The sequence below is a fragment of the Sphingobium sp. CFD-2 genome (genome assembly GCF_024611135.1).
GTDB classification, from domain to species: Bacteria; Pseudomonadota; Alphaproteobacteria; order Sphingomonadales; family Sphingomonadaceae; genus Sphingobium; species Sphingobium fuliginis.
Genome location: NZ_CP084406.1, coordinates 727,670 through 750,484, shown reverse-complemented (window position 1 = coordinate 750,484; position 22,815 = coordinate 727,670). Strand labels below are relative to the sequence as shown.

Annotated in this window: 26 protein-coding genes and 2 pseudogenes; 13 read left to right on the top strand and 15 right to left on the bottom strand. The window is 63.3% G+C overall.

Features of this window, described 5'->3' with window-relative positions; translation table 11 throughout:
- Positions 1–20: 20 nt before the first annotated feature.
- Positions 21–1,232, bottom strand: a complete 1,212-nt coding sequence (locus LDB29_RS23725; protein ID WP_011950834.1) for an IS256 family transposase — start codon at positions 1,230–1,232, stop codon at positions 21–23.
- A gap of 319 nt (positions 1,233–1,551) precedes the next feature.
- Here LDB29_RS23725 and LDB29_RS23720 point away from each other — a divergent pair, with 319 nt between their 5' ends.
- Both LDB29_RS23720 and LDB29_RS23715 read left to right on the top strand, forming a co-directional pair.
- Positions 1,552–2,028 (top strand): Lrp/AsnC family transcriptional regulator, encoded by a 477-nt coding sequence (locus tag LDB29_RS23720; protein WP_257557203.1) that lies wholly within the window; start codon positions 1,552–1,554, stop codon positions 2,026–2,028.
- A pseudogene (locus tag LDB29_RS23715) lies at positions 2,022–2,153 on the top strand (ATPase); the annotation flags it as partial. The gene LDB29_RS23720 and the pseudogene LDB29_RS23715, both read left to right, overlap by 7 nt.
- A 168-nt stretch (positions 2,154–2,321) precedes the next feature.
- On the opposite strand, the gene LDB29_RS23710 reads toward LDB29_RS23715, so the two are convergent.
- The 11 genes and pseudogenes from LDB29_RS23710 to LDB29_RS23665 all read right to left on the bottom strand — a co-directional run bounded on the left by LDB29_RS23710 (position 2,322) and on the right by LDB29_RS23665 (position 11,493).
- Positions 2,322–3,698, bottom strand: a complete 1,377-nt coding sequence (locus LDB29_RS23710; protein ID WP_373886378.1) for an erythromycin esterase family protein — start codon at positions 3,696–3,698, stop codon at positions 2,322–2,324.
- A pseudogene (locus tag LDB29_RS29455) lies at positions 3,696–4,289 on the bottom strand (protein-L-isoaspartate(D-aspartate) O-methyltransferase); the annotation flags it as partial. The gene LDB29_RS23710 and the pseudogene LDB29_RS29455, both read right to left, overlap by 3 nt.
- Before the next feature lie 22 nt (positions 4,290–4,311).
- Positions 4,312–4,809: a hypothetical protein gene (locus LDB29_RS23705; protein WP_257557201.1), complete on the bottom strand. Its 498-nt coding sequence runs from the start codon at positions 4,807–4,809 to the stop codon at positions 4,312–4,314.
- A 3-nt stretch (positions 4,810–4,812) separates the two neighbouring features.
- Positions 4,813–5,151 (bottom strand): hypothetical protein, encoded by a 339-nt coding sequence (locus tag LDB29_RS23700; RefSeq protein WP_257557200.1) that lies wholly within the window; start codon positions 5,149–5,151, stop codon positions 4,813–4,815.
- A 36-nt stretch (positions 5,152–5,187) separates the two neighbouring features.
- Positions 5,188–5,421 carry a hypothetical protein gene (locus tag LDB29_RS23695; RefSeq protein WP_257557199.1) on the bottom strand — a complete coding sequence of 78 codons (234 nt, stop codon included), beginning with the start codon at positions 5,419–5,421 and terminating at the stop codon, positions 5,188–5,190.
- 19 nt (positions 5,422–5,440) lie between these two features.
- On the bottom strand, positions 5,441–5,830 hold the full coding sequence (locus LDB29_RS23690; protein WP_044660741.1) for a four-helix bundle copper-binding protein: 390 nt from the start codon (positions 5,828–5,830) through the stop codon (positions 5,441–5,443).
- Between the two features lie 9 nt (positions 5,831–5,839).
- On the bottom strand, positions 5,840–6,709 hold the full coding sequence (locus LDB29_RS23685) for an SDR family oxidoreductase (RefSeq protein ID WP_257557198.1): 870 nt from the start codon (positions 6,707–6,709) through the stop codon (positions 5,840–5,842).
- 480 nt (positions 6,710–7,189) lie between these two features.
- The gene (locus LDB29_RS23680) at positions 7,190–9,502 is read right to left on the bottom strand and encodes a xanthine dehydrogenase family protein molybdopterin-binding subunit (RefSeq protein WP_257557196.1); all 2,313 of its coding nucleotides are present in this window, start codon (positions 9,500–9,502) and stop codon (positions 7,190–7,192) included.
- Positions 9,499–10,485: a xanthine dehydrogenase family protein subunit M gene (locus LDB29_RS23675; RefSeq protein WP_257557194.1), complete on the bottom strand. Its 987-nt coding sequence runs from the start codon at positions 10,483–10,485 to the stop codon at positions 9,499–9,501. Before LDB29_RS23675 ends, LDB29_RS23680 begins: the two co-directional genes overlap by 4 nt.
- Positions 10,482–10,988, bottom strand: a complete 507-nt coding sequence (locus LDB29_RS23670; RefSeq protein WP_257557193.1) for a 2Fe-2S iron-sulfur cluster-binding protein — start codon at positions 10,986–10,988, stop codon at positions 10,482–10,484. Before LDB29_RS23670 ends, LDB29_RS23675 begins: the two co-directional genes overlap by 4 nt.
- Positions 10,989–11,061: 73 nt before the next feature.
- Positions 11,062–11,493 (bottom strand): MarR family winged helix-turn-helix transcriptional regulator, encoded by a 432-nt coding sequence (locus LDB29_RS23665; RefSeq protein ID WP_025548418.1) that lies wholly within the window; start codon positions 11,491–11,493, stop codon positions 11,062–11,064.
- 511 nt (positions 11,494–12,004) lie between these two features.
- On the opposite strand from LDB29_RS23665, the gene LDB29_RS29320 reads away from it, so the two are divergent.
- Both LDB29_RS29320 and LDB29_RS23655 read left to right on the top strand, forming a co-directional pair.
- The gene (locus tag LDB29_RS29320) at positions 12,005–12,439 is read left to right on the top strand and encodes a hypothetical protein (RefSeq protein WP_306812580.1); all 435 of its coding nucleotides are present in this window, start codon (positions 12,005–12,007) and stop codon (positions 12,437–12,439) included.
- A complete protein-coding gene (locus tag LDB29_RS23655) occupies positions 12,436–13,008 on the top strand; it encodes a lytic transglycosylase domain-containing protein (RefSeq protein ID WP_238320122.1) in 573 nt (190 codons plus the stop codon). The genes LDB29_RS29320 and LDB29_RS23655 overlap by 4 nt, the downstream gene beginning before the upstream one ends.
- 316 nt (positions 13,009–13,324) lie before the next feature.
- Here the strand turns inward: LDB29_RS23655 and LDB29_RS23650 are convergent, their stop codons facing one another.
- Complete coding sequence (locus tag LDB29_RS23650; RefSeq protein WP_044660683.1) at positions 13,325–13,648, bottom strand: hypothetical protein; 324 nt, start codon at positions 13,646–13,648, stop codon at positions 13,325–13,327.
- Positions 13,649–13,797: 149 nt separating this feature from the next.
- Between LDB29_RS23650 and LDB29_RS23645 the strand changes: the two genes are divergently transcribed.
- Positions 13,798–14,682, top strand: coding sequence for a DUF1206 domain-containing protein (locus LDB29_RS23645; protein ID WP_052628115.1), 885 nt, complete (start codon positions 13,798–13,800; stop codon positions 14,680–14,682).
- A gap of 57 nt (positions 14,683–14,739) precedes the next feature.
- Positions 14,740–15,036, top strand: coding sequence for a hypothetical protein (locus LDB29_RS23640; protein ID WP_226870466.1), 297 nt, complete (start codon positions 14,740–14,742; stop codon positions 15,034–15,036).
- A 204-nt stretch (positions 15,037–15,240) separates the two neighbouring features.
- On the opposite strand, the gene LDB29_RS23635 is transcribed toward LDB29_RS23640, so the two are convergent.
- A complete protein-coding gene (locus LDB29_RS23635) occupies positions 15,241–15,999 on the bottom strand; it encodes a ZIP family metal transporter (protein ID WP_025548404.1) in 759 nt (252 codons plus the stop codon).
- Positions 16,000–16,214: 215 nt separating this feature from the next.
- Between LDB29_RS23635 and LDB29_RS23630 the strand changes: the two genes are divergently transcribed.
- From LDB29_RS23630 to LDB29_RS23615, 4 genes are all read left to right on the top strand, one after another.
- Positions 16,215–16,700, top strand: a complete 486-nt coding sequence (locus tag LDB29_RS23630) for a VOC family protein (RefSeq protein WP_025548402.1) — start codon at positions 16,215–16,217, stop codon at positions 16,698–16,700.
- A gap of 128 nt (positions 16,701–16,828) precedes the next feature.
- On the top strand, positions 16,829–17,656 hold the full coding sequence (locus tag LDB29_RS23625) for an SDR family NAD(P)-dependent oxidoreductase (RefSeq protein WP_257557191.1): 828 nt from the start codon (positions 16,829–16,831) through the stop codon (positions 17,654–17,656).
- Between the two features lie 8 nt (positions 17,657–17,664).
- A complete protein-coding gene (locus LDB29_RS23620) occupies positions 17,665–18,519 on the top strand; it encodes an SDR family NAD(P)-dependent oxidoreductase (RefSeq protein ID WP_052628111.1) in 855 nt (284 codons plus the stop codon).
- Between the two features lie 16 nt (positions 18,520–18,535).
- Entirely contained in the window at positions 18,536–19,318 is a 783-nt protein-coding gene (locus LDB29_RS23615; RefSeq protein WP_044660682.1) for an SDR family NAD(P)-dependent oxidoreductase, read from the top strand.
- Positions 19,319–19,475: 157 nt separating this feature from the next.
- Here the strand turns inward: LDB29_RS23615 and LDB29_RS23610 are convergent, their stop codons facing one another.
- On the bottom strand, positions 19,476–19,751 hold the full coding sequence (locus LDB29_RS23610) for a hypothetical protein (RefSeq protein ID WP_044660681.1): 276 nt from the start codon (positions 19,749–19,751) through the stop codon (positions 19,476–19,478).
- A 184-nt stretch (positions 19,752–19,935) separates the two neighbouring features.
- Here LDB29_RS23610 and LDB29_RS23605 point away from each other — a divergent pair, with 184 nt between their 5' ends.
- The 3 genes from LDB29_RS23605 to LDB29_RS23595 all read left to right on the top strand — a co-directional run bounded on the left by LDB29_RS23605 (position 19,936) and on the right by LDB29_RS23595 (position 22,778).
- Complete coding sequence (locus LDB29_RS23605; RefSeq protein WP_082718674.1) at positions 19,936–20,646, top strand: GntR family transcriptional regulator; 711 nt, start codon at positions 19,936–19,938, stop codon at positions 20,644–20,646.
- Positions 20,647–20,840: 194 nt separating this feature from the next.
- Positions 20,841–21,767 (top strand): SDR family NAD(P)-dependent oxidoreductase, encoded by a 927-nt coding sequence (locus LDB29_RS23600; RefSeq protein ID WP_025548394.1) that lies wholly within the window; start codon positions 20,841–20,843, stop codon positions 21,765–21,767.
- 111 nt (positions 21,768–21,878) lie between these two features.
- The gene (locus LDB29_RS23595; protein ID WP_037482046.1) at positions 21,879–22,778 is read left to right on the top strand and encodes an SMP-30/gluconolactonase/LRE family protein; all 900 of its coding nucleotides are present in this window, start codon (positions 21,879–21,881) and stop codon (positions 22,776–22,778) included.
- Positions 22,779–22,815 lie beyond the last annotated feature (37 nt).

Below are 22,815 nucleotides of genomic sequence, written 5' to 3'. Positions count from 1 at the left end.
GTGGCCAGCGGGCTGCATTTTCAGGCGGCCTTGGGTGTAATCTGTAGCGGCTGTGCCTCCTCGATCATTGGTGTAGCAAGGGCGGCCATGCCCTCGATCTGCATGTAGCGGTGCTGGAGCTGGTATTCGTCATTCTGCTCCAGCAGGACGGCGCCGACGAGGCGGATGATGCTATCCTCGTTCGGGAAGATGCCGACGACATCGGCGCGGCGCTTCACTTCCTTGTTCAGGCGTTCCAGTGGATTGGTGGAATGTAATTTGACGCGGTGCTGCTCGGGGAAGGTCATGTAGGCCAGCACGTCGTGCTCGGCATCGTCCATGCAGGCGCCGAGCTTTGGCCAGCGGGTACGCAACTGGTCGGCGACCTGGCGCCAGACCTGTGTCGCGGCGGCATGGTCGGGCTGGAGGAAGACCTGGCGGATGGCAGCGGCGACGACGGTGTTCTGGCCCTTGGGCACGTAGGCCAGGGCATTGCGCATGAAGTGGACGCGGCACCGCTGCCAGGTGGCGCTGAGCACGCGAGTGATCGCTGCCTTGAGGCCCTCGTGGGCATCGGAGATGACCAGCTTCACGCCGGTCAGTCCGCGGCGTGCGAGGTCCTTGAGGAAGCTCGACCAGAATGGCTCGGCTTCGGAGGGTCCAATGTGAAGGCCAACGATTTCGCGCTTGCCCTCGGTGTTGACGGCAACGGCTATTATCGCGGCGACACTGACGATCCGCCCGCCCTCGCGCACCTTGAGGTAGGTAGCATCGAGCCAGAGGTAGGGCCAGTCGCCGGTGAGCGGCCGCTTAAGGAAGGCATGGACACGTTCGTCGATATCCTTGCACAGCTTGGACACCGAGGATTTGGAGATGCCGGTCATGCCCATGGCCTGCACCAGCTCGTCGACACGCCGGGTGCTGACGCCGGCGATCCACGCCTCCTGGATCACCGCGACCAGCGCCTTCTCGACGGTCTTCCTGGGTTCCAGGAAGCCAGGGAAGTAGGCGCCGGTCCGTAGCTTGGGAATCCTCAGGTTGAGCGTGCCGAGCCGGGTATCGAGGCTGCGGTCGCGGTAGCCGTTCCGCCAGGTCGTCCGGTCGCCGGAGCGCTCGTGTCGGCTAGCGCCGACCAGGCCATCGACGTCGGCCTCCATGATGATCTGTAATACGCTCTCGGCGATCGTGCGCAGGAAATCTCCATCTCCAGTCTTCGCCATCAGCTCGGCAAGCGGTAGTCTGTCGTCGGTCATCGGGATCAACTCCTCGGTGGGCGTGTGAAGTGTGGTAACTCCACCTTACCGATGAGCCCGGTGGCCACCGAGATCGAAATCGCATGGGGTGGGGCATGCCCCACCCCATGCGATCATCTCAATCTACACCAGAAATTACACCACGAGCGCGGACGCTAACCTCGGAACGCGTATCGGATTCAGTAATCGCCATTAGGCCTCTCCAGAACTGGAGGGCAATAATTAGCCGAACTTGCGCTAGCATGTCCTTGCCAAGGATCGCGCGAGAATTGCCGAATTCGCAAGAATCCACTAATAGGAGCTGATACAGAGAGGTAAAATGCCAAATTATCAGACAGACGCGATTGACCGGCGAATCCTCGAAGTGCTTCAGGCGAACGGCAGAATCTCCAACCAGGAACTGTCCGAACAGGTTGGCCTATCGCCCAGTCCCTGCCTCCGCCGGGTCCGCCAGCTGGAGGCCGAAGGGGTTGTCGAACGCTATGTCGCCTTGGTGGACCCGGAGGCAGTCGGCCTTTCTGTGACAGCCTTCGTCCGTGTCCGCTTGGACCAGCAAGACGACCGTCACCTTGCCATCTTCGAGAGCGCCGTCACAGAATTCCAGGAAGTGATGGAATGCTATTTGATGTCCGGCGAGGCCGATTACCAGCTACGCGTGCTGGTCCGTTCCTTGGGGGCATTTGAGGATTTTCTGCGCCATCGCCTGACCAAGGTGCCGGGCGTCGCCAACGTGACTACCAGCTTTGCCCTCCGCCCGGTGATTTACAAGACCGAGTTGCCTTCCCTCGAATGGTGACACGCCTCGAAGAGAAGACCCGGATCGGCAAGGGCGGGACCCTGGCGGGACAGCTCTCGCGGCTCGACCTGGTGGTGCTCGATGAGCTTGGATATCTGCCGTTCGCGCGCTCTGGTGGCCAGTTGTCGACACTTGCGATATTCTGGCAGGCGCTCCCAGCGATCCTGATCTAATTCGGCGATGGGGCGGCGTGGCGGACGAGGCGCCTCATGGCTCGTAGGGTACCGGGCAGGTCAACATAACTAATCTAAATGGCGTCCGCGCAAAGTGGGTGCAGTATCGACCAGCGGCCGCTATTCGCCGAACGGGTAGGTGTCCGGAACTCCCGGCCCATGGTGCTCCGTCCCGAGCGGCGTCAACGCCTCCGTCTCGTCGAACCAGACATAGGCGTCGAACTGCTCGGACAGCACCGCCTGCGAATAATGGCTCCAGAGTTCGGTATCCGGGCGATAGATGACACCGATGAAACGCTCCAGGCGCGGTTCGGTAAGTCGGCGCCTCAATGCGTCGTGTTTACCCGGCGCGAGATCTAGCAGGAAGCGCGGCTTGCCCGCATCATGGCATAGCCGCTCATAGCTGTCGCGGCGCGAAGGAAGCACATGCTTCACCTCCATGTCGCCGTCCCAGTCGGTCGCGGCGGCGACCGTGCCGCTGTGCGTGCCTAATCCGATCAGCGCCGCGTCGCGGCCGAACCGTTCGCGACAGAGCTGGCCGATGTTGAGCTCGTCGCGAACCGCACCCATGTCGGTATGGCGGGCATCGCCGATGTGACTGTTGTGCGCCCAGACGATCGCCTTGGCGTCGCGGCCCTTGGCTTCGAGAATGTTCTCAAGTGTCTCGAACATGTGCGTGTCGCGCAGATTCCAGCTCTCGGAGCCGCCATAATACATGATGCGGTAATAGCGCTCGGCCGAGGCGACCAGTCGCGCGTTCTGCGCCGCATCGAGGAAGCTCTCGCCATCGGCCTGGGCATAGTCAGCCTGTCTGGCGAGCAGCGCGCGGCATTGCTCGATCACGGCGGATTCGCATTCGGCATAGCCGCGCCGGAGCGCGGAGCGGCCATAGGTGGCCGGGTCCTTCTGCCAGGGGGTGAGGCAACCGTAACGCTCGCGGGCGGTGGCCGCGGCGTCCGGATCGACCCTATCGAGATAGTCGAGCACAGCCGCGATCGAGCCGCGCATGTTGTACATGTCGAGCCCGTAAAAGCCCGCGCGGCGATCCATGTCGGCGATGGCTTCATTATGCCCGCGCATCCACTCCGTAAGAACCGCGATTTCGGTGTTGCGCCACATCCAGGTCGGAAAGCGCTGGAACGGCGGCTCTGCGGAAGTCCTGCGGGGGCGATGCCGCACATAGCGGTCCACTGCCTCGGCATCGGGCCAATCGGCCTCGACCGCTACGATCGTGAAGCCATGATGTTCGATGAGGTGCCGGGTGATCGCAGCGCGGGCGCGATAGAACTCGGCCGTGCCATGGCTGGCCTCGCCCAGCAGCACGACGCGGCGGTCCGCGAAGCGATCGAAGAGCGCCCCGAACGCCGGATCGTCGAAGTCGGGGAGCGGCTCGGCTGCCTCACCGATCATCTCGGGCAGGCTCAGTTTGCGCGTGGCACCCGGCAGGTGGTTCGCCGCCGAGCGGCGCCCGTCCTCGGACCAACCCTGCGCGCCGATCAGTGGTACGAACCGGACCGTGCCGAGATCCTCCTCCGCATAGCTGCCAGTGGCAGTGCGCGTGATCTTGCACAGCGATTGTTCGCCCGCATCGCCCACCGGCACCACGAGGACGCCGCCGACCTTAAGCTGCTCCTTGAGCGCCCGCGGCACCTCGGGACCACCGGCTGAAACCAGAATCGCGTCGAAGGGCGCCTGATCGGGCAGCCCGAGCGTGCCATCGCCGATGCGCAGATCGACATTGCGATAGTCCAATGCCTGCAGCCGCTCGCGCGCCGCGCGGCCGAGCGTCTCGTGCCGCTCGATGGCGAATACGTCTCCCCCGATGCGACTGATGACGGCAGCTGCATAACCTGAGCCCGCGCCGACCTCGAGCACGCGGTCACCCGGCCCGATCTCGGCCGCCTCGATCATGGCCGCGACGATGTAAGGCTGGGAGATCGTCTGTCCTTCGTCGATCGGCAGCGGCGCGTCCTCGTAGGCGAACTCCTCCATGCCTTCCGGCACGAAACGCTCGCGTGGGACCTCGCGCATGGCGGCAAGCACCGCTTCATCGCGGATGCCGCGACGGGCGAGCTGGACATCGACCATCCGGTCCCGCTGCTCAGCCAAATCAGCCATGAGCAGTCTCCGCGGCAGCGGCTCTCACTGATACGCCGAGCGCGCTCAGTTCGGCGAGGGTCTGCTCGGCGCTGCGGTGATGAACGAAGGTGCCGCCGGCGTCCTGCCAGAGAGGGGCGTGCTTGCGCTGATCGTCGACGAGGATGTCGCCGGACCGGCAGTGATTACGTTTGTCGACGGCCATCACCGTCAGAATGCGGGTGCCCGGGAAATGCTCGGCCGCCCAGCGCACCTTCTGCCGGGCGGCCCATTTGCCGCGCGGAAGGCCAGTCAGGATGATGGGATCCAGGTGCCGTACCCCCTCAAACAGGATCATCGCATCCTGCATCAGCGGCAGGGTGCCATAGAAGTCGGGATGGCGGGCGATCTCGCGCCAGAAGGCGGGGAGGCCGCGGCGCTTCTCGAAGACACACGGCGGCATGCCGAGCAACTCGGTCGCGCCGCGATCGAAGTCGGCCAGTACGCCGTCGCAGTCGAGATAGAGCTGCATCAGCTAAAACCTTGCCGGTTGGATATGAATCGGAACCGGCGTGGGCAATGGCTCCCAACCCCGTTCGGCGATCACGTCATTGCTCTGGACGGCCTTGCGGCCCCGGCTTCGGTCAAGCGACCAGGTGATGTGGTAGGTGCTGCCGTCGGGCCGGTCCGTGCTGCCGTCGATCGAGACGATCAACGCCTGCAGACCTTCGCCATCATCGACCCTCCCGACGATCTCGGCAGCCTCTTGTGCGGGCAGAGGCTCATTGGCGGACGCACCCGCCTGGAGCGTGACATGATCGGCTATCACGTCGGGCCAAGTCGGCGGAAATCGTTCGAGCAGCTGTGCCCGCACGTTCCGATCGAGTTTCCAGCCCGTGACTGGCATCGTTCAGGACTTTGGATAAGGGTCGGCCGGCGGCGCCTTGTCCGCGCGGGAGGTCTCGCCGCGAGCACGATCGTCGGGCGACGGGTCCTCGCCCGCCGCGCGGGCGTTGCCGCCGATCTCCGCTTCTTCGCCGGGCTCGGGGGCGGGCTGGCGATGGGCGCCCTCAGCCTCATGTTCCTTCAGGGTCGGGTCGCGCAGATTGTTCTCCGCATCACCCTGTCCGCTATTTTCGCGCATTCTCTCTCTCCATTTTCGATTACTGAACGGTCGGAAGCGCCTTGCGGCAGTCGGCCGCGCACTCCCGGCACATCTCGGCGCAGAGCCGGCAATGCTCATGCTCATGGCGTGCGCATTCTTCCGCACACAGCTCGCACACCCTCGCGCAGGTCTCGAGCATCAGCCGCAACGTCTCGATATTCTGCGCCGTCCGCCGGATTGCGAGCCGGCCTGTCGCAGCGCACACATCCGCGCAGTCGAGGCACGAGCGGATGCACTGCGCCATATCCATCTTCTCGGCGACACAGGCGTCGGCGCAAGAGGTGCACATTTCCGAGCAGAACGTCGCGTGGCGCGCCGCGGTCGCGAGCGCCTCGTTGAAGTCCTCACCCACATCGGGATGGAGCGCGATCATCTTGTGAATGGACATGGCGGTCTCCTAGATGATCGGCTTGCCGCCGGTGACGGCGATGGTGGCCCCGGACACATAGCTCGCCTCGTCGGTAGCGAGCATCACATAAGCCGGCGCGAGTTCCTTGGGCTGCGCCGGTCGCCCGAGCGGCGTGTTCTTGCCGAACTCCTTCACCTGGTCTGGCGGCATGGTGGACGGAATGAGCGGGGTCCAGACCGGCCCGGGTGCAACGCAGTTCACACGGATTTTCTTCTCGCCGAGCAGCTGCGCCAGCCCGCCGGTGAAGTTCTGGATCGCGCCCTTGGTCGTGGCATAGGGCAGCAGGGTCGGCTTGGGCGTGTCGGCGTTGACCGACGTCGTGTTGATGATGGCGCTACCCTCGCGCATATGCGGCAACGCGGCCTTGGCCAGATAGAACATCGCGTGGATGTTGGTCGCGAAGGTCTTGTCCCACTCCTCGTCCGGGATATCCTCAAGCTGCTCATAGGTCATCTGGTGAGCGGCGTTGTTCACGAGAATGTCAACACGCCCGAACGCTTCGACCGCTTTGTCGATGATGGTGCGGCAATGATCGGCGCTGCTGATGTCGCCGGAAACGAGCACCGCCTGGCGCCCCGCCTTCTCGATCCAGCGCGCGGTCTCCTGTGCATCGTCGTCTTCATTAAGATAAGCGATGAGCACGTCGGCACCTTCGCGGGCGTAAGCGATCGCCACTGCGCGGCCGATGCCGCTGTCGCCGCCGGTGATGATCGCCTTTTTCCCCTCGAGCCGACCCGACCCCCGGTACGTTTCTTCACCATGGTCGGGACGCGGATCCATGTCTTCGGTCTTGCCGGGAACCTGCTGTTGCTGCTCCGGGAGAGGCGGCTTTACCGCTTCGAGGGCTTGATCGCTCATCACGGGATACTCCTTGGTGCACTCGGCCAAGAAGCACCTCCCGAGCGGCGCTGTTCCCGCGGCAGGAGCCCAGAGAGGTTGATTGCAGCCGAACCGTGCTGCCAATGTGATTACCGGCGCGGCTGAATCACATGGATCAGTGGTGCGCTCGTCCGGGCGTGTACGGCACCCCTTTGCTCGCCTTTCTTGGATTTGTCGGTCTTCCGTCCGGTTACTTCGACTGATCACCGACTTCTTCAACACTATCGGTCGCTTGCCGCTGGTCAGGTCACCTGCGCGGAGGCGATGCCCAGGCCGATTTAGAATCAGACAGATCAGAAGGAGGAATGGCCGGTTCCGGGATTGTTATCTTGACCCCGAATGGCGACAGGTGGCGCGTAGCAGCCACTTCCGCGGTCGACCCATCCCGGCCCGCGCACAAATTTGCTGATCCTAACTGCTGACCGTCAGCTATTCCGAGTGCGAATATTTCGGCCAGGACTAGATCAGCTTATCGAGCGTTAGAGGCAGGTTGCGCACGCGCTTGCCGGTTGCGTTGAAGACGGCGTTGGCGATGGCGGCCGCTACGCCGGTCGTTCCGATTTCGCCGATCCCTCGCGCACCGAGCGGCGTGCGGGGATCAGGGATGTCGGTCCACACCACATCTATGTCGGGCACGTCGAGATGCACCGGCACATGATAGTCGGCGAGCGACGTGCTCATGATGCGGCCGCTGCGCTCGTCGAGCAGCGTTTCCTCAGTCAGCGCCATGCCGAGCCCCATGATCATGCCGCCCTTGAACTGGCTGGTCGCCGTCTTGGCATTGAGGATGCGGCCGCAGTCGAAGGCGCCGACGAGGCGATCGACGCGGATTTCACCCGTGACCTCGCTGACGCGCAACTCACAGAAGTTCGCCGACGTGCTGTGCATCGAATATTTCATGATCTCCAGCGGCGCGCCGCTTTCGCCGACCACGCTAACCTCGCTCCGGCCGGAACGGCGCAGGATGGAAGCGAAGCTTTCCTGGCGGGCGGGATCTTCGACGCTGCGGAGGCCTCCGTCTACGAACTCCACTTCGCTGGGCTTGAGGCCGGCTAGCGGCGTGTCGTTACCCGCCAGCCGCAGCAAGTCCGTCACCAGCTTGCCACTCGCTGCGGTGATCGCCGAAGCCAGGGAGGCGGTTTGCGACGACCCGCCGGCAAAGCTCGCGAAGGGCAGGCTCGAATCCCCGATCGTCACTATGACGCGGTCAAGTGGCAGGCCCAAGCGATCGGCGGCGTGCTGCCGCTGCACCGTCGCCGTGCCCATGCCCATTTCGTGCGCGGCGCTGGCGACATGGGCATTGCCACTCGCGTCGATAGTGATCCGCACGGACGTGCCAGGCATGCGCATGAACGGAAAGGTGCCGGTGGCGCAGCCCATGCCGATCAGCCACTCGCCATCGCGCCGCATGCCCGGCTCGGCCAAACGCCGATCCCAGCCGATGCGCGCCGCGCCGAGGTCGTAGGCCTCCATCATCGCGCTTTGCGAGTGCGGTGCGCCGCTCACCGGATCGCGGGTCGCGACATTGCGCCGGCGCAGCGCGATGGGGTCCATGCCAATGGCGTGCGCCAGTTCGTCGATCGCGCATTCGATCGCGAAAGTGCCGGGCGTCTCGCCCGGCCCGCGCATGAAGCTGTTCGCCAGCAGGTCGAGGTCGACATAATGCTGGACGATATCGAAGCTCTCGCTGGCATAGAGCGAGCGGCCAGTGAGGGTGAAGCCTTCATCGCAGATGCTGTGCAGCGGCCTGACGCCATAGCCATGGTGCAGCAGAGCCTTGAGCTTGCCGTCCGCATCCGCGGCCAGCGCCACCCGCTGCTCTGTTTGCATGCGCCCGCCGATCAGCCGGTGCATGCTGGCGCGTGAGAGGGCGATACGCACGGGCCGGTCAGCAAGCTTCGCCGCCGCCGCGCCCAGTATCTGGTGATCCCAAAGACCCTTTGCGCCAAAGCCTCCGCCCACGTAGGGGGAGCTTACCTCGACATCGCCGGCCTTCAGCCCGAATGTCTTCGCGAGCGAACTGGCTGTCCCGTGGATCATCTGGGTCGCATCGTGAACGATCAGCTTGCCGCCCCGCCAGACGATCGTCGCGGCATGCGGCTCGATCGGATTATGGTTCTCCCAGGGCGTCGTATAGACGGCGTCGATCTTGAAGGCGGCCTCGGCGAACTTTCGGCTTGGGCCGCCCTTCTCTAGGCGATTGCGTTCGACGAGGATGGACTCCGGCGTATAGGCGCTGGCCTTGCCTTCCTCGAACCGCGTGCGCGCTGAAGCGGCGTCATAGCGCACACGGACCAAGTTGGCCGCATGGTCCGCCTGCTCTCGCGTTTCAGCCAGTACCACCGCGACGACCTGACCGTTCCAGCGTATCTCTGCGTCTTGCATGATCGGCAATGTATGATTGCCAGCGGCCTTGAGGTTGGTCATCCCGATCGGCGGAGGAACGCTCATTTTGGGGGCGTTGCGATAGGTCATGACGAGCGCGACGCCGGGTGCCGCCTCGGCCGCGGACACATCGATATCGGCGATGCGGCCGCGCGCGATCGTGGAATGGACGAAGGCGGCGTAGAGGAGACCCTCCATCGGCACTTCGGCGGCGAACCGCGCCGCGCCGCGCACCTTGTCGGGTCCGTCGACCCGCGACTGCTGCTCGCCGAGCGACACGCGCTTGTCGATCAGGGGATCGGGCGTGCCGCCGGGCAGCCAACTTGCGGGCACTTGGCCAATGACGGCGCGCACGCCGCCGACGATGGCATTTTGCAGCTTCGTCATGCATGCGCTCCTGAAAGGGCGGTCAGGACGGCGACCACCGTGCGTTCGACGAGACCTATCTTGAAACCGTTGCCAGACAGCGGCCGCGCGCCGGCCAGCTCCTCTCGGATCGCGGCAAGGAAAGCCTCGGGCGTCGGCGCGACTCCGACCAGCGCCGCCTCTGCCTTAGTCGCCCGCCAGGGCTTGGCCGCCACGCCGCCGAGCGCGATGCGGGCTTGCGTGACGCGACCATCGGCAAGCGCCAGGCCGCCCGCAACGGAGATCAGCGCGAAGGCGTAGCTGGAGCGATCGCGGACCTTACGATATTCGGCATGCGTCAGCGCGTCAGAAGGAGGCGGCAGTTCGACGCCGGTGATCAGTTCGCCCGGCTTCAGCACGGTTTCTACATGCGGCATAGCATCGGGCAGGACATGGAAATCATTCAGCGGCACCGACCGATTGCCATCGGGCCCGGACAGATGGATCACGGCATCGAGCATGGTGAGCGCCACGCACATGTCAGAAGGATGGGTGGCGACGCACTGATCCGACGCGCCCAAAATGGCATGATAGCGGTTGAACCCGTTGATCGCGTCGCATCCGATGCCCGGCTGCCGCTTGTTGCAGCGCGCGCCTTCGACATCGTAGAAATACATGCAGCGCGTACGCTGTAGGATATTGCCACCGACCGTGGCCATGTTGCGGATCTGTGCAGAGGCGCCGGCGAGCAGTGCGCGGGCAAGCACCGGGTAGCGGCGGCGCACGAGCGGATCGGCAGCAACGGCGGCGTTCTTGACTGACGCGTCAATGATCAGCCCGCCGCCTTCGCTTTCGCGAATGGTGCCGAGCGTATGGCTGACGTCCACCAATTCGCTCGCCTGTTCGACATTCTGCCGCAGAAGATCGACAAGGTTGGTCCCGCCGCCCAGAAACCGTGCACCACTCTCAACGCGGGCGAGGGCGTCGGCCCGATCCGCCGCGCGAACATAGGTGAAAGGCGTCATGCCGCTGTCTCCGCCAGCATCGCCTCGATCGCCTCGACGATCCCATTATGCGCTCCGCATCGGCAGAGATTGCCGCTCATACGCTCGCGTATCTCCGCGCGTGTCACGACCGGTGAGGCGGTGATATCGAGGGTCACATAGCTGGGGTCGCCCCCGCGAAGTTCCTCCGCCATCCCGATCGCCGAGCAGATCTGGCCGGGCGTGCAATAGCCACATTGCAGTCCGTCATGCGCGATGAAGGCCTGCTGCAATAGGTGGAGATCGACGCCTTCACCCGCTAGACCTTCGATCGTCCGCACCTCGCTACCGTCCGCCTGAGCCGCCAAGGTCAGGCAGGACAGGACCCTGCGGCCATCGAGAAGAACCGTGCAGGCGCCGCATGCACCCTGGTCGCACCCCTTCTTGGTGCCGGTGAGATGAAGATGCTCGCGTAGCAAATCCAGCAGCGAGACCCGGGCATCGCGGGGCGGTGGAACTTCCGTGCCGTTCACACATATCGTCATGACTTGGCTCCATCCGTTGGCGCGACGCGGCTCGTGCGATGTCACCCACAAGATACAACGAAGTTCGGACTATTCAATCATCGTTGTAGACGATCTTTGTAATCATCGCGATGAACCGATCTCGCTCCTCAGCCGACAGCCGCGAAAGCATCAGCATATACATTTGCCGATATGTCTCGACCTGGGCCTGGGCGTAGGCCGCGCCAGCCTCGGACAGCGTGAGCGCAACCGCCCGGCGATCCGCTTCGATACGCTCGCGCTTCAGGAAGCCTCGCTTCACGAGCCGATCCGTCGCCGAGGATAAGGTCGTCGTCGGCACCGCGAGGAAGCGCGCGACATCGGTCGGGCCGCAACCGGCATGGTCCGCGACATAGAGCAGCACGGCCTTGTCCAACTCGGCGAGCGGCCGCTCGGAACGCCGGGCGTCGGCCAGCTTGTATCGCCGCGCGAAGGTATCGAACGCAGTGCCCAGTGCAGCGAGCTGTTCTTCGGTCGGATCGCTCATTTCGCCCACATATCGCGTCTTTGCCTGCGCGAGAAGCGCGACTGCGTGCAACCTGGCAGAACTGCTCAAGACGGGAAGTGCGATGCTTGTCGATGCGACGGCTGTTTTGCATCCTTTGTCGGTGTCCGTGCTTTGCGGCACAATGTTAAGACGGAGATGGATGGACGCAAGCAGCACATCGTCCCGAGAGGTTCCATACACAGCCGACCCTTTGTCACCATTCAGCGCCCGACTTTCGCTTCCCAGCAACAGACCGTCCGCTATTCCGGCAGCTGTCGACCAGTTTAAGTCGTTCTACGGGTAAAGTTTGATCGTCTGCCTACGATGGTAACGGTCATTCGGAGCAATCTCGGCATGAGACCATCGAGCGCCGGAGGGGCCGAGTTCATTCCTGTTCTCACGTGGATCATGGCCGAGCATCCCGCCTCCGAATCGAGTTCGATTTGGCCACTCCTCGCAGTCGAAAACCTACCCGCGGGTCTTTGTTCTCGCTCCCGTCGACTCCCCGCTGGTGACGGGGCAAAATTTCTACACCGCGATCACTCGTGCCGAATTTAGCGTGACGCTCTGGACCGAGAACCGGGCGGACCTCGCGGAGAAATTGAAGCGCAATTCCGGCCAGAAGACCTCGTCCCTGGAAGGGCTGGACCTGATCAAGCGAAGCGGAACGGAAGCACGGCTCGAAAGGGAAGCCGCCCGCATCCAGAAAGAACACGACCTCTATGACGTGCAGCGGCGTGAACTGGCCCTTCTGCGCACCGAACGCAGAAACCGTAATCGAGGGAGCGAGCCCAAGGGTCTGGCCGGCGCAGGGCTTCGCGCAACGGAAACCCTCACGGCGCTCATCGAGCGCATGCTTCGGAACCAGCCGCAGCCGGAAATCTCCCAGCCCAAACAGCCGGATCGGACGACCGAGGTGCGCAGGGACCGAGGGCGCGACCGATGATCGGGCGGTGTTGTGCAACGCTTCTGGCCGGCGGCTTCGCTTCCACGCTGATCGTTCAGGCAGCGCCAGCTTATGGTGAGGCGAGGGACCTGGACATGCTGGCGGCGGAGAAGGCGATCAATCAATGCATCCATCGGGCAGCTTCCGGCCGGCCATGGCTTGCCCAAACCCTGCGGGCCTTGAGGAAGCGGGAGGGGGGATGGATTGGTGCAGAAGTCAGGAATAGGGATGGTTCCGTCGACCTGGGGCCGATGCAGGTCAACAGTTGGTGGGTTCCTCGAATCGCCCGAATGATCGGGCGGAGCGAATCGCAGATCAAGTCGTGGCTGCGGGATGATCCGTGCTTCAATGTCGATGCGGCCCGCTGGATATTTCTCTCAGCGCTCCACGACGTAAAGGATTTCTGGCGGGCAGTGGGCATTTATCACAGCCCTACCCGCTGGCGACAAATGCGATATTCGCGAAGCATCGCCTCGATCATGTTGATCCAGCGACAGGCATTCGTCGCCTCGCCATTGCGGGAACGAAAATTCAGGAAGTCACATTTGGTTATTTTCGGACCTCGCTAGCGTTCGCACTTCGAACGGTTCGGCACGGCCGATAGCGAGAGTGAAATTTACAGGCTTTTAGGTGACTTTGGCTTGTGTACTCTTCGCGTAGATAACAGCCTCCCGTGGCTTCCTCGCGGCAGATTGGAGCCTCCCTATAAAGGGCGATGCGCGTTGCTTTCAGATCGGACGTGGATTGCCCCATCCACGCCCGTTTGACATTCGTTCCATGGCGTTCCAGAGTGTCGCTTGCCGCAACTGTTGGAATTTTGTTGGAAACTGCGACAGGGGTGGCAATAAAGTAGCTTATTTTTCAACGTTGTACCGGGCAGTGGGGTTAGTCGGCGCAATATTCCCAGCGCCCGGCATTGCAGGCCGCTACGGCCCGGCGCCATTCCGCCATTCTCTGCGCATATTCGCCGCGGGCGTCGGCATAGCTGTCGCGATCGCCTTGCGCCTGGCGGTAGTTGCGCATGATCCTGGCGTCGCGCTGACGGACATAGGCGAGCTGCTGCTGATTCATCCTTCTGATGATCGCGCTGTCGCGTGCCCGTGCTGCGGCGCTGCGCATCGTCGGATCATTGGGGTCGTCCGCATGCGCCGTCACGGGCAGCAGGGCTGCACCTATCGCAAGCGCCAACGCACAGGATCCAAGCTTCATGAATGCGCCCCTCTTTATCAGTCGCCTTCCTTCGCGCGGGAGAGGGCGCAAGGCAATCGATTTGCGATAAATGGAGAGCGCCCCGCAGGTTTCCGACCTGCTTCCGCATGTGCAGCCTGGCAAATGCGGCTGAGGCAACTTCACGGGCGATGCCGCGTTACCCTGCTTCCAATACGATGGTGAAGATGATGAACGGCACGGAGAGTTATGGCGAACGTCTGACGATACTGGCGCGCATAGGGTTCGCGGCGCGCGGGATGGTGTATCTTCTCATCGGACTGTTCGCCATAGACGTCGCGCGCCACGGCGGCCAACCAAGCGACAATCAGGGCGTTCTCGGCTCCCTTTCCCAAAGCAGCCTGGGGTCGTTCCTGCTCCTGCTCTGCGCGGCGGGTTTCGCGGGCTATGCGCTCTGGCGCTTGATCGAAGCCGCTCTCGACCCCGAACATCGCAGCCGCAGCCTGAAGGGAAGGCTGGAACGGGCAGGCTATGCCATGAGTGGAATCGTGTACGGGGCACTCGCCTTGGCGGCGGTCAACCTGGTGCTTCGCAAGGCGCCGGCAGCCGAAGGAAGTCCCGGCGACCGGACGGCGCAAGGCTGGTCCGCCTGGCTGCTCGATCAGCCGGGCGGTCAGGCCGTGCTCGTCATTTGCGGGGTCATATTCTTCTTCATTGCGCTCGCACAGGCGGTAAAGGCCTATCGGGGCCGTTTCGACGAACTCGCGGCCGATGTGCCGGTGCCGGAAGCCGTGCGCTGGGCCGGACGGATCGGCTATGCGGCCCGCGCCATCGTCTTCGCCATGATCGGGTGGTTCGTGATCAACGCTGCCTTGCATGCCGATCCCGACGAGGCGGGCGGGTTGGGCGCGGCCCTCAGGCAGCTCCGCGATCAGGAGCATGGGCCGCTGCTGCTCTTCATCGTGGCGAGCGGGCTCGCGCTGTTCGGCCTGTTCAGCATTGTGGAAGCGCTATATCGCCATGTCAGGATCGACGGTTCGCAGCTTCGGGAAATTGCCCGGACGGCCAGACAATGAATGGAAAGGGAACAAGAATTAAGGCCTGATTGTTTCCCCAGTCTCTTAAGGAGGAGGATGGAGATGGTAGAAGTTCACAGGGATCGCTATACGGATGACCGTGTCGTGGTTCATAAACATCGCGGCGGGCGGACCGTTGCGATTGCCTTGATCATCGTTCTGGCGATTGTCGGAATATTGTTCGCAACCGGCTTCTGGAAAGCCGATGTTTCCGGTGGAGATGTTCCGGAGGTCAGTGTGAAGGGCGGCGAACTTCCCAAGGTGGACGTCGATTCCAAGGCGGTCGTCGTCGGCACAAAGAAGGAAACCATCGACGTGCCGACAGTGGGCGTGAAGGATAATGGCGAAGAATAAAGGCCGATTGTAAATTCAGCGCCGGCGCCCTGTCCCGAAAGGGACGGGGCGTTTTGTTATGGCAGGGGGCCTGCCTTCCCTTGCGAAGTCGTCGGCTACCCGCAAACATGAGGGTTGGACGCCGTGTCGTGCATGGGCGTCGGTCCTGCATGTGGAACCGGAGATGAACGAGGCTGGCATTTTCCCGTTCATCTGTGGCCACGCTCACTCCAGCTTCGTCAATATGAAGGCAATCAGGAATCCCGCGACGGCGATGAGGCCGGAAAATTCATGCGCTTCCTCCGTCGCTTCCGGAATCATCGTGTCTACCAGCATGGCCAGAATGGCTCCTGCTGCCACGGCGGTGGTGGCTGCGATCAGATCCGGATCTGCGCCCGCCAGAGTGATGTAGCCGATCAGCGCCGCCAGACCGGAAGCCAAAGCGATAGCTCCCCAGACGCCGAAGATATAGGCGGGGCCCCGGCCCGCCTTCTTCATTCCCGCCGCGCTGGAAAGGCCTTCGGGAACGTTCGAAAGGAACACGGCGATGACCGTGACCATGCTGACGCCGCCGCCGTGCAGCAGACTCACCCCTATGACCACGGACTCCGGAATGCCGTCCAGCAAGGCGCCGACGGCAATCGACAGCCCGGAATTCCCGGCAGCCGGCGCCTGGCTCTCGTGCGGGTTCGAACCCGACCGTTTACGATGCCGGGCACCGGCCCGCGACACGGCCACATTCGCAATCGTGTAGACGACCGCCCCGGCCAGAAATCCGAAGGCGGTGGAATCGAAGCCGCCGCGAGCATAGGCATCGTCCATCAGGTCGAAGGCCACGGCCGAAATCAGCACGCCCGATCCAATCGCCATGATCGCGGCGATCAGCCGTTGCGGAAGATCAGCCACATAGGCGATGCACGCGCCTATCAACAGCGCCGATCCGCCCACCAGGCCCCAAAATCCCGCTTCCAAGGCTCCATGCATCGATGCTCTCCCTCATTCTGAAACGGCAAGGGGCGATAAAGGATGCTGCGGCCGCCCCATTTCGCGGCGCGCCTATGTCGCCCATGCGCGCTTGCTGGACGACCGCTTGGACCAGGGCGTCGCGCTGCCGAACTCGCCCGAGACAGGCTCGCTTGTCAGCATAGGTTCTTAATAGTACCTATCCTGGCATAAGGTGCGCAGCGGCGGAGGACAGGGTGCAGAATTTCTTCAAGGGCTTTTTCCAGTTCGGCTATGTCACCCGCGACGCGGACGCCGCTGTTGCCGCGTTCCGCGCGAAATTCGGCCCGGTCGAGTTCATGGTGAACGAACCGCCGGCGATCGACGGCCGACCGGCGCCGACGCGGCGGATTGCGCTTGCATGGATCGACGAGGTGATGACCGAAATCATCGAACCCGATCCGATGCAGAGGACAATCTATGACGATCATGTACCCGCTTTGGCGGGACCGATACGGCTGCATCATTTCGGTTATCTGATCGACGATCATCAGGCGATGCTCCACCGGCTTCGGGGCATGGGCTATGATGTACCGATGGCGGGTTCCATGCCGGGGGTGCTGGACTATAGCTATGCCGATACGCGCCGCGATCTGGGCCTATGGTCGGAATTCATCCGTCTGGAGGAGGCCGGCAAGGCCTTTTTCGACGCAGTTCCGCGCACGATAACAGGCAATTCATAAGAACGATCGTTCTATATATTTGGCGAATTTCCGTTCACCTTCATATCCGTGATGGAATCACCAGTAATATTGATCATCTTCATGGCCATATAATAAACTTGGTGAAATATCATCGAGTGGAGAGAGCCGTGCAGCCCATATTGGCGGACAAGGTGGCTGTCGTGACGGGCGGCGCATCGGGCATCGGCAAGGCGACAGCCGAGTTGCTCGCTACGCAAGGCGCGGCGGTGGTGATTGCCGATCTGGACGAGGGCAATGCACGCTCCGCGGCGGGAGCCATTGCAGCGGCCGGCGGACAGGCGTTGGCGCTACGGGTCGACATGCGCAACGAAGCGCAGGTCCGGATGATGGTCGATGAGACCGTGGCGCGCTTTGGGGGTGTCGATCTGCTCGACAACACCGTGTCGTACAACGCGCCCGATCAGACCGGTGCCGATGGCGAGATTCATGAGATGGACGTCGCCATCTGGAACCGCGCGCTGGAGGTCAATCTGCGCGGGCCGATGCTGGCCGCCAAATATTGTATCCCGCAGATGTTGAAGCGCGGCGGCGGGGCGATCGTCAATATTTCGTCCACCGCCGGCATATTGTCGCTTGGCACCGTTCCCGCCTATGCGGCTTCGAAGGCGGCGGTGCACAGTCTGAGCCAATCGATCGCCACGGCCTATGGCAAGCGGGGAATCCGCTGCAACACGATAGCGCCGGGCTTCATCGACACGCCCACGACACGCAATATGGGCGACCGGTTCTTCCAGATGACACTGGACAATAATGTGCTGCCTTATCTTGGTCGGCCGGACGATATTGCGCAGGCCGCGCTGTTCCTGCTGTCAGATGCGGCCCGTTACATCACGGGCCAGTTGCTGGCGGTGGACGGCGGACAGACCATCCACCTGCCGGTAGTCGCGGACATGTGGCGCATGACGGCGGGCAAGCCGCTGATCGAAACGGCTTGAGGAGGGAAATGATGCAGACGCATGGGCGCCTGAGCGGCAAGGTGGCGGTCGTCACGGGCGGCACGAAAGGCATTGGCCAAGGCATCGTGCTGCGTTTCCTGAAGGAAGGCGCCGCAGTGGTCTATTGCTCGCGCAGCCCGGAAAATAATCGGGAGAATGAAGCGCTGATCGCGCAGCTTTCCGGCGCTGCGGAACGGGCGCAGTTCGTCGCCGCCGATGTCGGCAACCGGCAACAGATGGAGGATCTGGTCAATAATGCGGCCGAACGATTCGGGCGGCTCGACATCGTCGTCAACAATGCGCAGGGGATCGCGCCTGTCCGGTCGATCGAGAACAAGCCCGACGCCGATTACAGCATGACGCTGATGACCGGCTTCTACCAGTCGCTCTGGACCAGCCGCGCGGCGGTTCCGCACATGCGCAAGCTTGGCGGCGGGCGGCTGATCTATTTTTCCAGCCACTGGAACATCTGGGGTCAGCCCTATGCCAGCGATTACAACATCACCAAATCCGCCAATGAAGCACTGACGCGCAGCGCCGCACGAGAATTCGGCAAGGACAATATCACTGTCAACTGCATCACGCCGGCGGGCGACAGTTGGGCCTATAAAAGCTGGGCCGACCAGAACAGGGAAATGGCCGAAGCCAGCGTGCGCCAATTTCCGATGCGTCGCATGGGCGATTGCGAGATCGACATTGCCGGCGCGGTGCTGGGGCTTTGCAGCGACAATGGCCGCTTCATCACCGGGCAGGTCTTCTGCGTCGACGGCGGCGTATGGGCGACCGCGCCGCTCCAGATGCATGAGGAAGGCACCGACATCCACAAGGGGCACAGCCAGGCGGCCGTCGAGCTGACGGCCTGAGCGCGGGGAGGACAGGATGGGATTGATCGAAGGGCAGGTCGCGATCGTTACCGGCGCGGCCAATGAAGTGACGCGGGGCATCGCCCTCCGTTTTGCCCGTGAAGGCGCAAAGGTGGTGCTGGTCGACAAGGATCACGAAGCGGCACAAGCGGCCGCCCACCCTATTCCCGGCGCGGAGGCGCGCAGCGCCGACCTTTCCGACCCCGAGGCCGCACGGGCGCTGGCCGATGCGGTAGTGGGGGCGCATGGCCGGATCGACATAATGCTGAATGGCGCGCACGCGGCGCTGAAATGGGACCGGCTGGCGGACAGGCAGGCGGCGCCCGACTTCACCGCAGCGTTCAATGACGTGCTGCTGAGCGCGCTCAACATGATGCAGGCGGTCTATCCGCACATGAAGGCGGCGGGCGGCGGGCGCATCGTCAACCTGGGTTCGATCTACGGTCCGACGGCGAATGAGGGCGTGACGGATGCCGTCACCATGGACTTCGCGCTGACGGGCCTTACCCGGTCGGCAGGCGTCGAATGGGGGAAGGATGGCATTCTCGTCAATTTCCTCCAGCCGGCGGTGCCGGACATTGCGGTCTTTGCGGATTATCGCGCGAAGAAGGGCAAGAGTGTCGATACGCTGATCGCCAATATGGCGATGCCGCGCCTTGCCGACCCGGTGGAGGATGTGGGCGGGGCGGCGATGTTCCTGGTCTCGGACGAAGCCTGCTTCATCCTGGGCCATCGCGTGCTGGCGGACGGCGGCCAGCATCTGACCGCCGCGGTCTTCGAACCCGGTGCGCAGCGGTGAGCGAAGGCGGGGCCGGCATCCCAAGCAGGCAGCCGGGCAAGTTCGTCCAGCTCCGCCATCTGGCGCCCGACGAGGGGTTGCGCTTTTCCGGGCCGGGATAAGATGCCGAACGCAATGGCATGACGCGCATGATGCGCCATGCCATTTTCCGCCCCGGTCAGAGCTTGTTGAGGTCGGCTGCGGTCAGGCTGGTGACCAGTCCCTTTTCCCCATTGGACAGGGTTGCCGCCGGTATCGACACGAAGCGGCCCTTGTAGATGATCTGTACGGAGGTCGGGGCGCCCTCGGCATTTGCATTGACGCGATCGATGAAGCCGACGCGGACGCCATCGGCCGTCTTGACCATCATGCGCGCCTTGATGACGGGCGCGTCCTGCGCGGCCGCCGGGCTGGAAAGGGACAGGGCAGCCGCAAGAGCAAAAATATACTTCATATATGCCTCATGATCGTTTGCCCGCGCGCTATCATGCCGGCCGGCAGCAAACAAAATGAATCCGATCCGTTCAGCATGCCATCGCCTATCTGAAGATTGCCGTGGTCATATCCTCATGCCCGCAATTGGCACGGCGGCCCGGTTTGCGTTGAAACCAGCCGCGATTGGGAGCATGGAGCTTTGCATGCAGAAGGAACATGAATATGCCGACGGGGAGCTGGAGGCGTCTGGGCATTTCGAACCGCTGACCCGGCCGGAGGCGCTGACGGAAATGGTTGCCGAACGGCTGCGCAATGCCATACTTTCAGGCGCACTGGCCCCCGGCACTCATTTGAGCGTGCCGGAGATCGCGCGGCAATTGGGGGTTAGCCGTACGCCTGCGCGCGAAGGACTGATCGCGCTGGAGCGGGAAGGGCTGGTCGAACCCCGCGCCAGGACCGGCGTAGCGGTGATCGCAGGCGGCACGCCCGACATTCTCGATCTGCTCGACATTCGGGAAGGGTTGGAGATCATGACCGTGCGCCGTGCGGCCGAGCGCATGGATGCGGAAGGCGTTGCCCGGCTCAGGGCGTTGTTCGCGCAGCATGAGATCGTGGTGGAGAAAAGCGATCTGGCTGCTCATGTCGAACTCGACGCCGCCTTTCACGGCATGATCCGCGAGGGTGCGGGCAATATGCGGCTGGCGCGGCAACTGGTGCAGATCGACCAGCAATTGCGGGTGCTCAACAGCCGGCTCTCTCGCGCCCGTGGCTGGAGCGGACGGGCCGTGCTGCGGGATCACAAGGCGATCATCGACGCGATCGAAGCCGGCAATCCCGACGCTGCCGAACGGCATATGCGGGCGCATATCGAGCGCACCCGCGCATTCCAGTTGCAATCCGCCGGCCAGGACTGAGGCTGCAAGCGGTCTGTATTGGCCGATCCCGGTTGTGGCCCCGCTCGTGGCGCTGGGCCACCCTATGTGGACTATTGCCGCCGCTCCGCCGAAGGGACGCCGCCATATAATGGATAGGCGATGTTTTGGACGCGGATATGGCGACGCCGCCCCTCTGCATGTTGCATGTATATGGACAGGCGAGAGGAAGCGGGATGATTCGGTTGGACGGGCGGGTCGCGATCGTCACGGGGGCGGGGCGGGGCATGGGCCGGGCTCATGCCCTTCTGCTCGCCGCGCGGGGGGCGAGGGTGATCGTCAACGACTATGGCGGCGCGCAGTCCACATTGACGCCCGGCACCATTTCCCATGCCCAAGCGGTTGTGGATGAAATCCGCGCTGCGGGAGGTGAGGCGGAAGCGGACGGCGAGATGGTCGGCACCGGCGAGTCCGCCCGGCTCATCGTCGAACATGCGCTGGACGCCTTCGGCCGGGTCGACATTCTGATCAATAATGCCGGCGGATCGCTGATCGGTGATCCCGATGCCTTCACCGATGAAGAGATAGAGGGCGTGCTGCGGACCAATTTCATCGGTCCCTATATGCTGCTGCGTCGGGTCTGGCCGCTGATGCGCGGTCAGGGTTTCGGACGCATCGTCAACGTCATGTCGTCGGCGGTTCTGGGCGCGGGACATCTGGGGCCCTATGCAGCGGGCAAGGCCGGGCTGCTGGGGCTAACCCATGATGCGGCCTTTGACGGGCGGCCGCATAATATATTGGTGAACGGCATCTTCCCCACGGGCGCCTCCCGCCTTACGGAAACGTCGCACGAAGATCTGGCGCGCTGGTATCGCACCCATTTCCAGCCGGAAAAGGTGTCGGCGCTGATCGCCTATCTCAGTAGCGAGCAGTTGGACTTCGGCGGAGAAGTCTTCAACGTCGGGGGTGGGCGCGTCGCGCGGCTGGCGATCTTCGACAATGACGGATCGTTCGATCCGGCGATCACCCCTGAAAGCATAGCCGCCAATATCGACCTGATTCGTGACATGAGCAAACCCACCATGATTCCCACGCTCTGGGCGCAGACCGAGCGCTATTTTGCGCGCATTCCCTGGACTGGCGGCAAGGCCGGCCTGTTCTGAAGCGGTGAAACGACAGGATATGGCTGCCTGGCAGAAAGGCCGCAGCCATCAACGGAAGCGGGTTCGGCATAACCACCATGAGCTGACAGGCGCCGGATGAAGGAGAAGAAGATGCAGGAGGGTAACGCCCCGGCGCGCTGCGTGCTGGACATCAGGGCGGAATCGGGCGAAACCCCGGTCTGGTCGGTGGCGGAGCGGAAGCTGTTCTGGGTGGATCAGGAGGCGCACCGGCTCAATGCCTTCGATCCGGCCTGCGGGAGCAATGAAAGCTGGCAGATGCCCGCCCATGTCAGCAGCTTTGCGCTGCGCGGCGCGGGCGAGCCGATTGTCGTGGCGCTGCGTACCGGCCTGTTCGATTTCGACCGGGCCAGCGGCACGTTGGCGCCGGTCGCCGCGCCGCCGCCCTATCCCGTCGAAACCCACCGTTTCAATGACGGCCGGTGCGACCGGCAGGGTCGCTATCTGATCGGTTCGGTCGACCTTTCCTATTTCCAGACCGGGGTGGCCGGCCGCGCCGCCGTCTATCGGCTGGACGGCGGCGGGTTGGCCGAGGTGATCGGAGACATCACGTGCAGCAACGGCATGGCCTTCAGTCCCGACGGGCGGATCATGTATCTGGCGGATTCCCCCGCCGGGCGGGTCTATGCCTTCGACTATGACATCGTGACCGGCACGCCGTCCAACCGCCGTGTCTTCACGGAGCGGGATCGCGGCGACGGGATTTTCGACGGGGCGGAAGTGGATGCGGAGGGCGGCTATTGGGTCTGCCTGCTGATGAAGGGCGCGGTGGCGCGCTATATGCCGGACGGACGGCTGGACCGGGAGATTGCTGTGCCGGTTCTGCAACCGACCAAGGTGGCCTTTGGCGGGCCGGAACTGGCCACGCTTTATCTGACGTCCGCCGCTCACCGCCATCTTCCCGGCGATCAGCCCCTGGGCAGGCATGCCGGTGGCCTCTTCGCGATCGAAACGGGCGTTCGGGGCATTGAGGAGCCAAAATACCGCTTCTGAAATGCCCAATTTGACAATTTGCATGCAACATGCAAAA

Coding starts and splice junctions, on each gene's coding strand:
- LDB29_RS23705 (WP_257557201.1), bottom strand. CDS start 4,809: ATGCAGCTCTATCTCGACTGCGACGGCGTACTGGCCGACTTCGATCGC.
- LDB29_RS23615 (WP_044660682.1), top strand. CDS start 18,536: ATGGGATTGATCGAAGGGCAGGTCGCGATCGTTACCGGCGCGGCCAAT.
- LDB29_RS23600 (WP_025548394.1), top strand. CDS start 20,841: ATGATTCGGTTGGACGGGCGGGTCGCGATCGTCACGGGGGCGGGGCGG.
- LDB29_RS23665 (WP_025548418.1), bottom strand. CDS start 11,493: ATGAGCGATCCGACCGAAGAACAGCTCGCTGCACTGGGCACTGCGTTC.
- LDB29_RS23680 (WP_257557196.1), bottom strand. CDS start 9,502: ATGACGAAGCTGCAAAATGCCATCGTCGGCGGCGTGCGCGCCGTCATT.
- LDB29_RS23620 (WP_052628111.1), top strand. CDS start 17,665: ATGATGCAGACGCATGGGCGCCTGAGCGGCAAGGTGGCGGTCGTCACG.
- LDB29_RS23675 (WP_257557194.1), bottom strand. CDS start 10,485: ATGACGCCTTTCACCTATGTTCGCGCGGCGGATCGGGCCGACGCCCTC.
- LDB29_RS23670 (WP_257557193.1), bottom strand. CDS start 10,988: ATGACGATATGTGTGAACGGCACGGAAGTTCCACCGCCCCGCGATGCC.
- LDB29_RS23610 (WP_044660681.1), bottom strand. CDS start 19,751: ATGAAGTATATTTTTGCTCTTGCGGCTGCCCTGTCCCTTTCCAGCCCG.
- LDB29_RS23685 (WP_257557198.1), bottom strand. CDS start 6,709: ATGAGCGATCAAGCCCTCGAAGCGGTAAAGCCGCCTCTCCCGGAGCAG.
- LDB29_RS23655 (WP_238320122.1), top strand. CDS start 12,436: ATGATCGGGCGGTGTTGTGCAACGCTTCTGGCCGGCGGCTTCGCTTCC.
- LDB29_RS23645 (WP_052628115.1), top strand. CDS start 13,798: ATGCCGCGTTACCCTGCTTCCAATACGATGGTGAAGATGATGAACGGC.
- LDB29_RS23725 (WP_011950834.1), bottom strand. CDS start 1,232: ATGACCGACGACAGACTACCGCTTGCCGAGCTGATGGCGAAGACTGGA.
- LDB29_RS23595 (WP_037482046.1), top strand. CDS start 21,879: ATGCAGGAGGGTAACGCCCCGGCGCGCTGCGTGCTGGACATCAGGGCG.
- LDB29_RS23640 (WP_226870466.1), top strand. CDS start 14,740: ATGGAGATGGTAGAAGTTCACAGGGATCGCTATACGGATGACCGTGTC.
- LDB29_RS23635 (WP_025548404.1), bottom strand. CDS start 15,999: ATGCATGGAGCCTTGGAAGCGGGATTTTGGGGCCTGGTGGGCGGATCG.
- LDB29_RS23720 (WP_257557203.1), top strand. CDS start 1,552: ATGCCAAATTATCAGACAGACGCGATTGACCGGCGAATCCTCGAAGTG.
- LDB29_RS23605 (WP_082718674.1), top strand. CDS start 19,936: ATGCAGAAGGAACATGAATATGCCGACGGGGAGCTGGAGGCGTCTGGG.
- LDB29_RS23650 (WP_044660683.1), bottom strand. CDS start 13,648: ATGAAGCTTGGATCCTGTGCGTTGGCGCTTGCGATAGGTGCAGCCCTG.
- LDB29_RS23690 (WP_044660741.1), bottom strand. CDS start 5,830: ATGTCCATTCACAAGATGATCGCGCTCCATCCCGATGTGGGTGAGGAC.
- LDB29_RS23695 (WP_257557199.1), bottom strand. CDS start 5,421: ATGCGCGAAAATAGCGGACAGGGTGATGCGGAGAACAATCTGCGCGAC.